This is a genomic window from Bacteroides pyogenes DSM 20611 = JCM 6294, from assembly GCF_000428105.1.
In the GTDB taxonomy this organism is placed as follows: domain Bacteria; phylum Bacteroidota; class Bacteroidia; order Bacteroidales; family Bacteroidaceae; genus Bacteroides; species Bacteroides pyogenes.
The window spans coordinates 71,661-87,470 of record NZ_KE386623.1 but is presented as its reverse complement, the minus strand read 5'-3'; the positions used below and the strand labels follow the sequence as shown (position 1 = coordinate 87,470).

The 15,810-nt window shown below is 49.7% G+C and carries 8 protein-coding genes; all 8 read left to right on the top strand.

Annotation, left to right across the window (positions count from 1 at the left end):
* The first annotated feature begins 306 nt into the window (after positions 1 to 306).
* Complete coding sequence (hepC, locus tag C234_RS0113355; RefSeq protein ID WP_027326161.1) at positions 307 to 2,391, top strand: heparin-sulfate lyase HepC; 2,085 nt, start codon at positions 307 to 309, stop codon at positions 2,389 to 2,391.
* Positions 2,392 to 2,428: 37 nt separating this feature from the next.
* Positions 2,429 to 4,573 (top strand): surface glycan-binding family protein, encoded by a 2,145-nt coding sequence (locus C234_RS0113350; RefSeq protein ID WP_027326160.1) that lies wholly within the window; start codon positions 2,429 to 2,431, stop codon positions 4,571 to 4,573.
* Positions 4,574 to 4,598: 25 nt separating this feature from the next.
* Complete coding sequence (locus C234_RS0113345; RefSeq protein ID WP_027326159.1) at positions 4,599 to 7,742, top strand: SusC/RagA family TonB-linked outer membrane protein; 3,144 nt, start codon at positions 4,599 to 4,601, stop codon at positions 7,740 to 7,742.
* A 15-nt stretch (positions 7,743 to 7,757) separates the two neighbouring features.
* Complete coding sequence (locus C234_RS0113340; protein WP_027326158.1) at positions 7,758 to 9,461, top strand: RagB/SusD family nutrient uptake outer membrane protein; 1,704 nt, start codon at positions 7,758 to 7,760, stop codon at positions 9,459 to 9,461.
* Positions 9,462 to 9,498: 37 nt separating this feature from the next.
* Positions 9,499 to 10,800 (top strand): DUF4995 domain-containing protein, encoded by a 1,302-nt coding sequence (locus C234_RS0113335; RefSeq protein WP_027326157.1) that lies wholly within the window; start codon positions 9,499 to 9,501, stop codon positions 10,798 to 10,800.
* Between the two features lie 315 nt (positions 10,801 to 11,115).
* Positions 11,116 to 13,119 carry a heparin-sulfate lyase HepC gene (hepC, locus tag C234_RS0113330; protein ID WP_027326156.1) on the top strand — a complete coding sequence of 668 codons (2,004 nt, stop codon included), beginning with the start codon at positions 11,116 to 11,118 and terminating at the stop codon, positions 13,117 to 13,119.
* 19 nt (positions 13,120 to 13,138) lie between these two features.
* Positions 13,139 to 14,767 (top strand): PHP domain-containing protein, encoded by a 1,629-nt coding sequence (locus C234_RS0113325; RefSeq protein WP_027326155.1) that lies wholly within the window; start codon positions 13,139 to 13,141, stop codon positions 14,765 to 14,767.
* Between the two features lie 49 nt (positions 14,768 to 14,816).
* Positions 14,817 to 15,782, top strand: a complete 966-nt coding sequence (locus C234_RS0113320; RefSeq protein WP_027326154.1) for an ROK family protein — start codon at positions 14,817 to 14,819, stop codon at positions 15,780 to 15,782.
* The last annotated feature ends 28 nt before the right edge of the window (positions 15,783 to 15,810 follow it).

Genomic DNA, 15,810 nt, shown 5'->3' with positions numbered 1-15,810 from the left:
CACAAAACGGGAACTTTTTCAGTACCCTCCTTTCTAAACACAAATATTTTTTAGGCAGAAAAAGAAATCCACCGTATTTCCACGACCGTTCGCATCCGATCGCCGACACAGCGTTTTGTTCAATGCGGTAAGTCAGCAAACACATAAAAAGGCAATTCAACAAACCTGATATCAAATTCAACAAGATTAATATCACAAAATCATATTTAAACAAACCGTGAACAGTGCTGGAAGAGAGTTGCGACGAATTGCAGTAATTTTGCGAACAATAGACAATTTAATCATTCAATTCTAATCGAAAGAAGTATGAAGAACATCATTTTTTGCTTATTCGCATTATTCACATTGACCGGATGCACGGAAAATGACGACGAACCCTTTACCGGAGGGAATGGTTCGTTTACTATTCCACAACCGTATCCCGACAGCGTAATAGACTCGAAACTTTTCGATGTAATAGACCTCGATCGTACAGGTCTGGAAAAAGTCAAAGCACATTATGAATCGGGAGAACTTTATTTTGCGGCGCAAGAACTGCTAAACTATTATCGCCTGCGCAACCATGTGACCAACCCTTCCCTCTCGCTGTTTAATGTCACGGCATCGAGCGATGATCGCCTGAAAGCCGATTACGCAATGGATAAATCACGCTTTTTCGTCAACAATTTCTACGAAGACCCAGAGTCGAAAAAGCCATATTCGCTGGAAAAAGAAGGCAAAATAGACTGGGCATTCGTGCCTCAAAATGCCAGCGACGAATATCAAAAACAACTTCACCGCCATCAGTGGTTCATCCCCCAAGCCAAGGTATACCGTGTCACCGCAGATGAGAAATACATCCAATCGTGGATCAATGTATACACCGACTGGCTTAAGCAAAATCCGATACCCGCAACGGGGCCGAACACGACCACATGGTGGCAACTACAGGTCGCCTCACGCATTTCCGACCAAGTGGAACTGTTCGAATATTATAAAAACTCCGTTCACTTCACACCGCAATGGCTCTCCGTGTTTTTAGTAAACTTTGCCCGCCATGCCGACTTTCTAAAACAATACCCCTACAAAAGCGAAGGGAATATCCTCATTTCCCAAGCCAACGCATTGGCATACGCCGGAACATTGTTTCCGGAATTCAAAAATGCCGCAAGCTGGATGGAAGAAGGTTTCGGCATCCTCAGTCAACAAGCCGGCAAACAGTTTTTAAGCGACGGAATGCACATCGAACTCTCGCTCCATTACCATATCAGTACGCTTGCCGACTTTTACAGCGCAATGAAGCTGGCGGAAGCGAACAACCTGCGAAGCAAACTCCCCGCCAACCTAAGCGAATCGTTGGAGAAAGCTGCCGAAACCGTAATTCACTTCACTTACCCTACATTCTTCAATGCCAAAAGCAAAGAATATTGCGTGCCGGCGTTCAACGATTCGTGGAAAAGCAACTGGACACGCAGTGTGTTGACACGCAACTTTAAGCGGTATCTGGAAATGTTCCCCACCAATAAAGACCTGCGTTACATGGTCTACCCGCAAGGCCCTGCGCCCGACACCCGTATGAAACTGTTCGACCGTGCCGGATTTTATGTGATGCGTAACGGATGGGACGAATCGTCTACCATGCTTATCCACAGCAACAATGCCAAGACATCCGAAGACAATCTGAAATTATACAGCCACAACCAGCCCGACAACGGGACATTCGAGCTCTATCACAACGGCCGGAACTTCTTCCCCGATGCAGGCGTGTGCAGCTATTCGGGCAATTCTGCCGCCAATGAGCTGCGCAAATGGTTTCGCCAGACTAAGGTACACAATACACTGACATTGGATGGAAAAAACATCACGCATGCCGATGGGCGTTTGCTGAAATCGGAAGAAGGAAGCAATGAGCTGATTGTCACCGAAAATGCAGGGTATTCGGACTTAACCCACCGCCGCGCTATCTTCTTTGTCGACAAAAAGTTTTTCGTACTGATAGACGAAGGGATAGGGAACGCTTCGGGAACAGTGAACCTGAATTTCAACCTGCTCGAAGGAAACGATAGCGAAGTAGTTGTCGACCAGCTTGCCAATGGCGCGCACACAGCTTTTACGGACGGAAACAACCTGCTGGTTCGCACTTTCAGCGACTCTCCGCTGATCTGCGTACCGTTTGAAAGCCGTGTTTCTTATGCTGTCGACGGAAAATACACCACACGCCGGGCATATTCCGTCGATATAAAAAAGGCAACCGACAAGACCGCACGTTACATCACCGTACTCCTTCCCGTCGAAGGCACTGCCGAAACGGCAACCGTCACGGCAAAGTTTACAGAAGAATACAAAGCCGAGGGCTCTTCCGTCGAAGTTACCGTCAACGGAAAGAAATATAATCTGGCATATACCTTATAATTTGCGAACATCATTAATCATCTAATATTCAACAACAATGAAGCTAAGACAGTTATCTTCAAGTTTATTAGCCTTTCTGACGGTGATACTTGTATCTGTGGCGGGCGTTTCCTGCTCCGATACCGAAACCACCGACGAAACCGGCTTTATCATTTATTATTCGGGAATGACCGACATCGGGCCATCCATGAGCGGAGTAATCGGCAGCCCTACGTATAAGGGCAACGCTCCGTCCGATTTTTCCATCACCGGCGTCACCCTAAACGGAGAAACGGTGAACGGTGAACAATTCAGTATCGACCCGGCTACCGGAGCAATCTCCGTTTCAAGTAAAAAAGATACTCCGATAGGAATATACAGCCTGAGCATTTCCTGTGTTTCGAACGGAAAAACGTATCAGTTTAAAGACATCGTACAAGTAAATATGATGAAAGCCGTACCGGACGGAATCACAGTGGAACCGAACAAGCTTCAGGCAGAATATGCCGACGTAGCAGATCCGAACAGCGAAACGGCACTTCCCACGGCTCAGGTCAAAACAGACGGAAACCACGTATCAATCCGCAAATACGAGATAGCCCAAAGCGAATATTCCGATTGCTTCGCTATTTCTCAAACAGGCGAGATTTCCATTCTGAAAGGAAATCCCAAATTGGTGCCCGGAATCTATGTGCTGGCGCTGAAACTTACTACGGGAGCGACCGGAGAAGATGAAGGAATATTCGAGAATGCAGTGGAAATCAATATCACTTCCAAACCGCTGGAGCTGAAGTATTATCCCGACAACGGAAAGATAGAGGAAGAAACACCCCAAAGCGGCCAGACAACCTTCACAAGCAACGCTCCTACTCTGAAAGGTTCACCGGAAGGCATCGCATATTCCATCAAGAGTATCATGCCCGCTACCGATAAGATTACTATCGACTCCAAGTCCGGCGTATTGTCCGTTGCGGCAAGCCACGGATTCAAAGCGAAAGAGAAGTTCGTTGTAAGTGTACATGTAGTCAATGATTACGATAAGGAAGGGGTAGACTTCACAGACGTGTTTACACTCGAAGTCGTCGATTTCATCGCGCCCATTACCGACTTCGGATATCCCGACACAGAATGCGTACAGGCTGTGGAAACGGAAATAAAGCCCAATGCCGGCTTCAAAGGCGACGAAGTGAAGTTCGAGTTTGTCGAACCGGACCCTAAACTGAAAAGCGCGCTGACTTTGGAAGTGGACGGGACAATCAGAGTAAAACATGGCAATGATATTCCTTTGGGCAATTATACCATCAAGGTAAAGGCCACCAACCCGAAGAGCGATCCCGAACATCCTGCCGTCGCAACGTTCACTCTCTCCGTCAAAGAGAATCCGAACTTTTTCACATACTTCCGCTACGGAAACAATATAGGGCTGACACCGGAAGAGAAGTATGCCGACCAGTTCAGGGTAGAAGCCGGAGGTAAGCTGAGCAGTGTACACCCCAAACCTGTAAAAACAGACGCAAAAGTTAAACTTGTCTGGAGCATTACGCCCATACATCAGGCTGCGGGAACGACTATCGATCCCGAAACCGGAGAAATAACATTAGCAGGTTTGAAAGCCTCTCAAACAGGAGCTGTTTTAGTAACCGCTACCGCCGGAGAAGGAAAAGCGGCTGTTTCTGTCACTCAGCCGGTATTCTTCAACTTTGCGCAAGAGTTGAGCGGAATACTTGTAGAGTATACTCCTTTTGTGATTCAAGCAAATCCTAAACAAAAGACCGTTTCGGTAGCGCCAACCGTAAAAGGAACGACTGTCACACCGGATTTCGTGATGGATTACCGCCGTTCGTTCAATTATTATCCGATTAAAGGTTCCCATAAGAAAGGGCAGCCTAAAGACAAAGATTCTTTCCTGTTCAAATTGTGGAGCAACTATTTCAACGGAGACGAATCGAAGACCGGAAGCAAAGACCCGCTTTCTTATTTCACAAACAAGAGCGATCTGACCAAACCTTTGGCTTATGTGGATAATAGCAACAACTTCACCATTGTGGTAAACCCCGAAAAGTGGACTGCCGACGGAGAGTATGCAAACGGATTGCTGTTCGGACAAATTCCTTTCTCGACGAAAGGGATAAAAGACTGCGACGACAGCAAAAACCCCAACAAGCATTTCCCGGTAGTGATTTGGCTGGATACGAAGTTTTAATATGTAACGCACTAATCTAAAAAGTATGCATAATATTTCAAATATAAAAACAATAAGCCAAAGAGGGTTTATAATCCTCCTGGCACTCATCATGACTATCGGTCTCTATGCCCAAAGCACAGCCAAAGGAGTAGTGCTCGATGAAACCGATATGCCCCTTATCGGAGCTACCATCATGATAAAAGGGCAGACCACTTCGGGCACCATCACCGATTTCGACGGTAACTTTACAATGCCGAAAGTAAAAAATGGAGCGATAATCGTCATCTCTTACATCGGATACAAGCCACAGGAGATTAAATACACAGGGCAACCCATCAAAGTGAAGCTGGAACCCGACAGCAAGACACTCGACGAAGTGGTCGTCGTAGGATATGGTTCGATGAAACGCGGCGATCTGACCGGCTCGGTCGCTTCGGTCGCTTCGAAAAACATCGAAGGCTTTAAAACCGGTTCTGTAGTGGAAGCTTTGGGAGGACAGATAGCCGGCGTGCAAATCACGCAGACGGACGGAACACCGGGTTCGGGGTTTAACATCAATGTGCGCGGTGTGGGAACATTGACCGGCGACGCTACTCCTTTATACATCGTAGACGGATTTCAAGTAAGCAACATCGATTATCTGGCCAACTCGGACATCGAATCGATCGAAATTCTGAAAGACGCATCTTCCGCCGCCATCTACGGAGCCCGTGCCGCCAACGGGGTAGTCATGGTCACCACCAAATCGGGAAAAGCAGGCAAACCGTCCATCACTTACAACGGTTCGGCCAGTTACCGTAAGATTTCAAAAACACTCGACCTGCTCTCTCCCTACGAGTTTGTCAGGTTGCAGGGCGAAGTGAACGAGAAATACAAAGACACGTATTATAAACCGGGTAACGACGACAACGGCACGTCTTATATTTATCAATCGCTCGACGATTATACGGGTGTGAAAGGGATAAACTGGCAGGACGAGACTTTCAATCCCACCTGGTCGCAAGATCACAACATAGCCGTCAACGGAGGAAGCGAAGATACCAAATACGCGCTCTCTTTCTCACGATATGCCGAAAACGGAATTTTCAACAACAGCGGATTCGATAAAACAACCGCCAAGTTCCGGATTAATCAGAAGATAACCAAGCAGCTTTCGATGGACGCTACCATCAATTATGCCAATACGTTCAGAGAAGGAGCGGGCACTTCGGCAGACAACGGACGGTTCAACATGCTGGCTCAAATTCTGAGTGCGCGTCCTACGGGAGGATTAAAGATCGATGACGCCACCCTGCTGAACTCGGCCATCGACCCTGAGATGCTCGAAGACGGAACAAGCCTTGCTCAGGTGAATCCGGTGGTACAAACCGAATCGGTGACGAACACGAAACGTGCGGAAATGTGGTCGGGCAATCTCGCATTGACATGGCAAATCAGAAAAGGGCTGACTTTCAAGACAGCAGGGACGTACAACACCACCAACAGCCGCGTGAACGTTTTCTACAAAAACGGTTCGAAAGAAGCGTTCCGTAACGGACAAAAACCTTACGGACAGACTCAAATGGGACGCGATGTGCGTTGGACGAACTACAACAACCTGACTTGGAAACAAAAAATTAAGAAACATCAATACGACGTGATGCTGGGCCAGGAAATCTCTTACCGGAGCAACGAATATCTGCTGGGGCAGGCGATGGATTTCCCGTTCGATAATCTCGGAAACGACAATCTGGGCATAGGAGCCACGCCGAGCAAAGTAGATACCGGCTTCGGTGAGAAAACATTGCTTTCGTTCTTTGCCCGAGGCAATTACAACTATAACAACCGCTATCTCCTGACGGCAACGTTTCGTGCCGACGGTTCTACCGTATTCTCAAAGAAAAACAAATGGGGATACTTTCCGTCATTCTCCGCTGCCTGGCGTGTTTCGGAAGAAGCGTTCATGAAACCGGTGAAATGGATCTCCAACTTCAAACTTCGGCTGGGTTGGGGTACGGTAGGAAACGACGCCATTCCGAGTTTCCTTTCGCTCGATTTGTACGAGCCGAGCAAGTACGGTTCGGGAAGCACTACCATGACGGTATTGACTCCGAAGCAAATCAAAAACCGGAACCTGAAATGGGAAGGTTCTTCCACAGTCAATTTAGGTTTCGATCTGGGCTTCCTCGACAATCGCCTGAATGTTACTGCGGATTTCTTTATAAAAGACACCAAAGACCTCCTGTTGTCGCAATCGCTGGCGCATGTTACAGGATTCTCCGACCAGATGCAAAATATCGGTAAGATTCAGAACAGAGGATTCGAGCTGAGTGTGAACAGTGTCAACATACGGACTCGTGACTTCGACTGGCAGACTTCTTTCAACCTTTCGGTGATACGCAACGAACTGAAAGCACTGGATTCCGGAGCCGATTACAGAACCACGCGTTCTCAATTCGACAGTAATTTCACACAAGACGATTACATCGCTATCGTAGGGCGTTCGCTGGGATTGATTTACGGATACGAATTCGACGGCATCTATCAAAGTTCCGATTTCTATACGACTCCCGAAGGCAGACAACAGCTGCGCGAAGGAATTACCGACAACACCCGGTACACACAAGGGGTAAGACCGGGTGTGGTGAAGTACAAAGACCGGAACGGCGACGGCATAATTACTACCGCCGACCGTACCGTGATCGGGAATACGCTGCCGAAATGGTTCGGAGGCATCACAAACAGTTTCCGGTTCAAGAATGTGGATTTGAGCTTCATGCTTCAGTTTAACTACGGAAACGACATTTACAACGCCACACGGCTGTATGCTACGCAAACCAGAAGCGGCAGACGGAATATGCTGGCGGAAGCGGCCGACCGCTGGAGCCCGACAAACGCTTCGAACAAAGTTCCGGCTTTCGACGGATACATCACCAACGATGTCTATTCGCGTTTTGTAGAAGACGGATCGTTCCTGCGTCTCAAAAATGTAACATTGGGCTATACGCTTCCGGCCAAATGGACGAAGAAAGCCTACGTATCGAAACTCCGCGTATACGCCACCGGACAGAATTTGTTCTGCCTCACCGGATACAGCGGTTACGACCCCGAAGTGAGCAGATACCAGGATCCGATGAGACCCGGACTCGACTGGGGAGCTTATCCCAGAAGCAAAGTATTTACTTTCGGACTTGATATTCAATTTTAAAATAAGATGAGCGCAATGAAAAAGATTTTATATACCATCATTTTATCTGTTTGCTGCACACTCTCCTTCTCTTCCTGCTCCGACTTGCTGGACGAGGAATCGAAAACGGAGGTTGCCAAAAAGAATTATATGAAAAACGCGGCGGAAGCCGAGAACGTATTGCTGGGCGTATACCGCAACATGGTGACCGACGCCATGTATGGATACAACATGTCTATTCTTTTCAATCTGGCGACCGACATCGCACAGGTGGAAGGAAGCACGAACGAGAATTTCCGTATCATTCCCACCAACTCTTTCCCTACCACTCAGGCGGAAGTGCAACAAACGTGGAAGACATTGTATAATTCCATCTACAACGCCAACGACTTTATGGAGGGGCTGGAACAGAAAGCCGGAAACTACTCCGACGGAGACAAAGTGCTGGCGCGCATTTATATGGCGGAAGCAAGAGGATTGCGCGCTCTGTATTACTTCGAGCTGGTGCGCCGCTACGGAAATGTGGCGTTGATGAGCACCACCCAAATGTCTCAACAGCCGCCTGCAACTTTCGAGCAGGCAGATCCGGCAAAAGTATACGAGTTTATCGAAGAAGACCTGAAGTTCGCCATCGACAACCTGCCGTATGCCGCGGACGACACATATCGCGTCAACAAAGAGTTCCGTTTCTCCAAAGGATCGGCTTTGGGCTTGCTGGCCAAAGTATACGCCACTTGGGCAGGTTATCCCGTAAAGGACGAAAGCAAATGGGAAGCCGCCGCACGCACAGCCAAAGTATTGATCGAATCGGGTAAGCACGGTTTGCTGAGCGACTTCGAACAATTGTGGAAAAATTCGGGAAGCAGCACATGGGACGCAACGGAGAGTTTGCTCGAAGTCAGCTTCTACACTCCCACTACCACGGGAGGAGCTTCGGACCCCTGCGGACGCATTGGCAAATGGAACGGCGTGAAGACTACAGTCATTGCGGGAAAGCGTGGCAGTTGCGCGGGCAACGTAAAGGTGGTGCATACTTTTGTACTCGACTGGCGAAAGAATGAAGGCGACCTCCGCCGTGACATATCCATTGCCAACTATCTGTACAATCCCGGCAAGACGCTTTACGCAAAAGGAAAGAACGATTCGGAAGAAACGGCCGCCGCTGCCGACCTCGACCCGGAAAAGAAACAGAAAGAGAAGCAGAATTATACTCCCGCCAAATGGGACATCGAGAAATACGTACCCCAGAGCAACGCGCTGATCAACAACGACAAATCGAACGTCAACTGGTACTTGCTCCGTTATGCCGACGTATTGCTGATTTATGCCGAAGCCGTCAACGAATGGAAGAAAGCTCCCGATGCGGAAGCGTATACGGCGGTCAATATGGTACGCCGGCGCGGTTACGGCAAACCGGTGACGGCAGCAGACAAGGCGGTCGACCTGCCGGAAGGTCTGTCGTATGAAAGCTTCCGCGAAGCCATTCATAAGGAACGCGCTTACGAACTGGCTTTTGAAGGGCATCGCCGCCTCGACCTTATACGCTGGGGCGTGTATTACGAAACAGTGAAAGAGACTTCGGTGGCGCTCGGACAATGGTGGACATCCGACGGATCGCCCAACTATGCGGCGGCGACTCCCGGATACACCACCAAGGGTAAGCACGAGCTCTATCCCATTCCGCAACGGGACATGGATCTTTGCAAGAAATTCATCCAAAACCCGGGCTGGGAAAAATAAAACTTACAATTAAACTTACTGACAACCATATTATCAAATGAATCAAATGAAAAAGAAACTTATTCTCTTAGCTTCGGTCGGCATAACGTTGGCTTCGTGCCATACTACTCCCCGGGAAGATTATCACTGGATACAGAAAGGAATCGATGCAGCCTCGGCACAACTCCGGTTGACGGCGGAAGAAATCCGGAGCACGGGACAACTCCCCCGCTCCATCCGTACCGGATACGATATAGACTTTCTGTGCCGCCAACTGGAAAGAGATTCGCAGACATTCAAAGATTCGTTGCGCGCCAACCCCGCTGCCGAAGAGATCGGCAAGCGCCGCCTTTGCGGAGTATACGACTGGACGAGCGGCTTCTTCCCCGGATCTCTGTGGTATGCTTATGAACTCACGGGCGACGAAACGTTGAAAAAAGAGGCGACCCACTATACGAACCTGTTGAACCCGGTGCGTTATTACAAAGGAACGCACGACCTCGGTTTCATGGTCAATTGCAGCTATGGCAACGCCGAACGCCTTGCACCGAACGACACCATTGCGACGGTGATGAGAGAAACGGCGGACAATCTCTGCGGACGCTTCGACGATTCCATAGAAGCCATCCGTTCGTGGGACTTCGGGACGTGGAACTTCCCGGTCATCATCGACAACATGATGAACCTCGACCTTCTGTTCAACGTAAGCAACCGCACCGGAAACCCGAAGTACAAAGAGATTGCGCTGAAGCATGCCATGACCACCATGCGGCACCACTTCCGCCCCGACTATACCTGCTGGCATGTGGTGAGCTACAACAACGACGGAACGGTGGAACGCAAGCAGACCCATCAGGGAAAGAACGACGATTCTTCATGGGCACGCGGACAAGCGTGGGCGGTGTACGGATACACCTCGTGCTACCGTGAGACGAAAGACAGCATCTACATGAACTTCGCCACGAAAATAGCCGATATGATAATGGAGCGTGTAAAGACCGAAGACGCCGTTCCTTATTGGGATTACGACGCTCCCGTCACCCGAGAGACTCCGCGCGACGCTTCGGCGGCAGCCATCACCGCTTCGGCAATGATCGAGCTGAGCACGATGGTACACAGCGGAAAGAAATATCTGGACTATGCAGAGAAAATCCTGAAAAGCCTTTCGAGCGATGCCTATCTTGCCAAAGAGGGAGAAAACCAAGGCTTCATCCTGATGCACTCTGTCGGCTCGCTGCCCAACGGCTCGGAAATAGATACTCCGTTGAACTACGCCGATTATTATTATCTGGAAGCCCTGAAACGGTTCATGGATTTGAAGAAACTGAAACTTCAGGACGGAAAAATCAAATCATTGTAAATTCCGGAAGCAGCATCGAGATGAAGCAATACGTTCATTGAGGCGAAGCAGTGTTTCAGCGAGGTGAAACAAAGTGTTTCATGCTGATGAAACAAAGTGTTCTATTCGGTGAAACAAAGTGTTTCATTCGGTGAAACAAAACGTTCATCACAATGAAACAGAGCTTCCGTCACGATGAAACAGAGCTTCCGTTACAATCAAACAGAACCTCTATCACAATCGAACAGAGCCTCTATCACAATCGAACAGAGTCTCTCCCGCATCATTTACGGATGCGGAAGAAAGAAAAGAAACTAAAAAAACAAGAACTTCGGTATGAGAAAAAACATAGTTACATACATCGCTCTATGGATGATTGCCTGCTGCACGGGCAACGTCTGCGGGCAAGAACTGAGAAGCGAGGTATTCGGACTGCTCGACCTCGAACGTCCCGGCCTTGAAAAAGTGAAAACTCTCCACGAACAGGGGAAAGACGAAGAAGCGGCGGAAGCGTTGCTCGGCTATTACCGCGAGCGAACGGACGTGAGAACACCGGACATCGACCTGAAGCATATCAGCATCGGCAAGGAAGAGCAGAAATGGGCGGACGACGCGATGGAGCATACGTTCTTCGTACACAAGGGCTACCAGCCTTCGTACAACTACGGGAAAGACATCGACTGGCAATACTGGCCGGTAAAGGATAACGAGCTTCGCTGGCAGTTGCACCGCCACAAATGGTTCACTCCGATGGGGAAAGCCTACCGCACGTCGGGCGACGAAAAATATGCCCGCGAATGGACTGTACAGTATATCGACTGGATTCGGAAAAACCCGCTGGTGAAAATGAGCAAAAGAGAATACGAACTGGTGAGCGACGGCGAAATCAGGGGAGAAGTCGAGAACGTTCGTTTTGCCTGGCGCCCGCTCGAGGTGAGCAACCGCCTGCAAGACCAGACCTCTCAATTCCAGCTGTTCCTCCCCTCGCCCTCTTTCACTCCCCGATTCCTTACAGAGTTTCTGGTAAACTACCACAAACATGCCGTCCACATTTTGGGCAACTACTCCGATCAGGGCAACCACCTGTTGTTCGAAGCGCAGCGCATGATTTACGCCGGCGCGTTCTTCCCCGAATTCAAGGATGCCGCCTCATGGAGAAAAAGCGGAATCGAAATACTCAATCGCGAGATCAACGTACAGGTGTACCCGGACGGCGGACAATTCGAGCTCGATCCGCACTATCACCTGGCAGCTATCAACATCTTCTGCAAGGCATTGCGAATGGCCGATACGAACGGATTCCGCAACGAGTTTCCGAAAACATATCTCGACACGGTGGAAAATATGATAATGTTCTACATGAACATCAGTTTCCCCGATTATACCAACCCGTGTTTCAGCGACGCCAAGCTCACCACCAAGAAAGAAATGCTCAAAAACTACCGCGACTGGCACAAACTGTTTCCTGAAAACAAAGCGATCCTCTACTTCGCCACCGAAGGAAAAGAGGGAGCTTTGCCCGATTATCTGTCGAAAGGATTCCTCACGTCGGGATTCTTCATTTTCCGCAATTCGTGGAAAACAGACGCCACGCAGATGGTGGTAAAGGCGGGTCCGAAAGCTTTCTGGCATTGTCAGCCCGACAACGGAACATTCGAGCTGTGGTTCAACGGAAAGAACCTCTTCCCCGACTCGGGCTCGTACGTCTATGCCGGCGAGGGCGAAGTGATGGCGGAGCGCAACTGGCACCGTCAGACCGCTGTACACAACACGGTGACACTGAACAATCGCAATCTTGAAACAACCGAATCGGTGACCAGGCTCTGGCAGCCGGAAGGAGACGTACAGACACTCGTAACCGAAAATCCCGGATACAAGAACTTCAACCACCGCCGTAGTGTTTTCTTCGTAGACAACACGTATTTTGTCCTTGTCGACGAAGTGACAGGCAGCGCACGCGGCTCTGTCAACTTGCATTATCAGATGCCGAAGGGAGAAATCGCCAACAGTCGCGAAGACATGACCTTCGCTACCCGGTTCGATGACGGAAGCAATATGAAGCTGCAATGCTTCGGTCCCGAAGGAATGACGATGAAAAAGGAACCGGGTTGGTGTTCTACGGCTTACCGCAAGCGGTACAAACGGATGAACGTGTCGTTCAACGTGAAAAAGGAAGATGAAAAAGCCGTACGCTACATCACTGTCATCTATCCCGTACGGAAGAGTGCGGATGCACCGAAGCTGTACGCCCGTTTCAAAAACAAAAAGTTCAGCGAAAACTCGCTGGAGGTGGAAGTAAAAGTGAACGGGAAGAAACAGTTGTTGCAGTATAAACTATAATATCCAAAGACACAATACCATGAACAGAAGAAGTTTTCTTAAAAATACAGGCTGGTCCTTTTTAGGACTGGCCGCTTCGGGCAGCTTGCTCCATTCGTGTGTAGCAAGCAGCAAGGAAGCGAAAAAGAGAATGCCGGGCGCAAGTAATTTGAAGTTGTACTGGGGCGACCTCCACAATCACTGCAACCTCACCTACGGACACGGAGATATGCGCGATGCCTTCGATGCCGCCAAAGGGCAGTTGGACTTTGTCAGCGTAACGCCTCATGCCATGTGGCCGGACATCCCCGGAGCCGACGATCCTCGTTTGAAATGGGTGATCGATTATCACACGGGAGCTTTTAAACGTCTGCGTGAAGGCGGATACGAGAAGTACGTCGCCATGACGAACGAATACAATAAAGAAGGCGAATTCCTTGCGTTCATCGGTTACGAAGCCCACAGCATGGAACACGGCGACCACGTTGCGCTGAATTATGATTTGGACGCTCCTCTCGTGGAATGCACTTCGATTGAAGACTGGAAACGCAAGGCTAAAGGGCACAAGGTATTCATCACCCCGCATCACATGGGTTATCAGGGAGGATTCCGCGGTTATAACTGGAAATGCTTCACCGAAGGCGATCAGACTCCTTTCGTCGAAATGTATTCCCGTCACGGTCTGGCGGAAAGCGATCAGGGAGATTATCCGTATCTGCACGACATGGGACCTCGCCAATGGGAAGGAACCGTTCAATACGGTCTGGAGCAGGGACATAAATTCGGTATCATGGCTTCTACCGACCAGCATTCGGGTTATCCGGGAAGCTATGGAGACGGAAGGATCGGCGTGTTGGCTCCGTCGTTGACGCGGAACGCTGTGTGGGAAGCCTTGAAGAACCGGCATGTATGTGCAGCCACAGGCGATAAAATACGAATAGACTTCCGCCTCAACGACGCGTTCATGGGTGACGTGATACGCGGAAACAGCCGGCGCATTTACCTGAATGTTGCGGGCGAAAGCTGCATCGACTATGTAGACATCGTAAAGAACGGACAAACCATCGCACGTTTGAGCGGGCCGTTGACACCGGTCGCGCCCGAAGGCGATACGCTCCGTTGCAAAGTAAAAGTAGATTTCGGTTGGAATCGTGAAGAGAAATACGTACATTGGCAGGGAAAACTGTCGGTGGATAAAGGAAGTATCCGCAGCGTCACTCCCTGCTTCCGAGGGGCGGCGTTCACTTCACCGCAAGAAGGCGAGACCGAGTTTCATACTCACGTGAACCGCATCCTGTCCATCGGTGAAAAGGAAACGGAACTCGACATGTACAGCACGAAGAATCCCAATACCACCACTGCCGCTACGCAGGCTGTGATTCTGGATGTGGAGATGCCGAAAAGCGGAAAGGTGATTGCGGAGTTCAACGGCAAGAAGTTTGAACATACATTGGGAGAATTGCTCGAAGGCTCACGCTCGCACTTCATAACCGGGTGGTTGAGCGAAGCGATTCTTTTCAACCGTGCCATGCCCGAAAGCTGTTTTACGATAGAACACTATATGGAGGACAAAGAGCCGCAACGGGATACGGATTATTATTATGTCCGTGTCCGCCAGCGCGACGGGCAATGGGCATGGAGTTCGCCTATCTGGGCGGAAAGAACATGACGGGAACAGACAGATCAGCATAAGCGCATGACAAATAAAGACAACAATCATGAAAAAGAGATACGCAATAGGAATCGATCTTGGCGGCACTTCGATCAAATATGCCCTCATCGACAATAAAGGCACGGTTCTGTTTCAGAATAAGCTGGCTTCGAAAGCCGAAGTTTCGGCGGAAGCCGTTATCGGTCAGTTGGTAAAAGCTGTAAAAGAAGCGAAAGAGTTTGCCGCCGGTCAAGGCTATACGGTAGAAGGTGTCGGCATCGGAACGCCGGGCATCGTAGATGCTTCCAATCGCATTGTGCTGGGAGGTTCAGACAATATCGAGGGGTGGGTAAACGTGCCGTTGGCCGACCGGATTGAGGCGGAAACAGAACTGCCTGCCGTATTGGAGAACGACGCCAATGCGATGGGGTTGGGAGAAACCATGTACGGAGCCGGACAAGGTGCGACATACATTGTCTTCCTCACGGTGGGAACCGGTATCGGCGGCGCCGTGGTTATCGGCGGAAAGCTGTTCAATGGTTTTGCCAACCGGGGCACCGAGTTGGGACATATCCCTCTTATCCACAACGGAGAGCCATGTACGTGCGGTTCGGTGGGATGTTTGGAGCAATATGCGTCTGCATCCGCTCTGATACGCCGTTTCAAGAAGCGAATCGCCGCGGCAAACATCACCTGTCCGGCTGAAGAGATAAACGGGGAACTCATTGTGCGGCTATACCGGCAAGGTGATCCGACAGCCATCGAGTCGCTCGAAGAACATTTCGATTTCTTAGGAAGAGGCATTGCGGGGCTGATTAATATCTTTAGTCCGCAGAAAGTTGTCATCGGAGGCGGATTATCGGAAGCGGGCGACTTCTACATCCGTAAAGTCAGCGAGAAGGCTCACCGGTATGCCATGCCCGACTGCGATATAAACACCGAAATCACGGCTGCTTCATTAGGCAACCGGGCAGGAAGTATCGGAGCGGCTTCACTCGCGCTCATGCGGTTTTCCGAAAGCAACGCTTTGTAATGACCCGGTCGCTCGAACCTTGCTTACT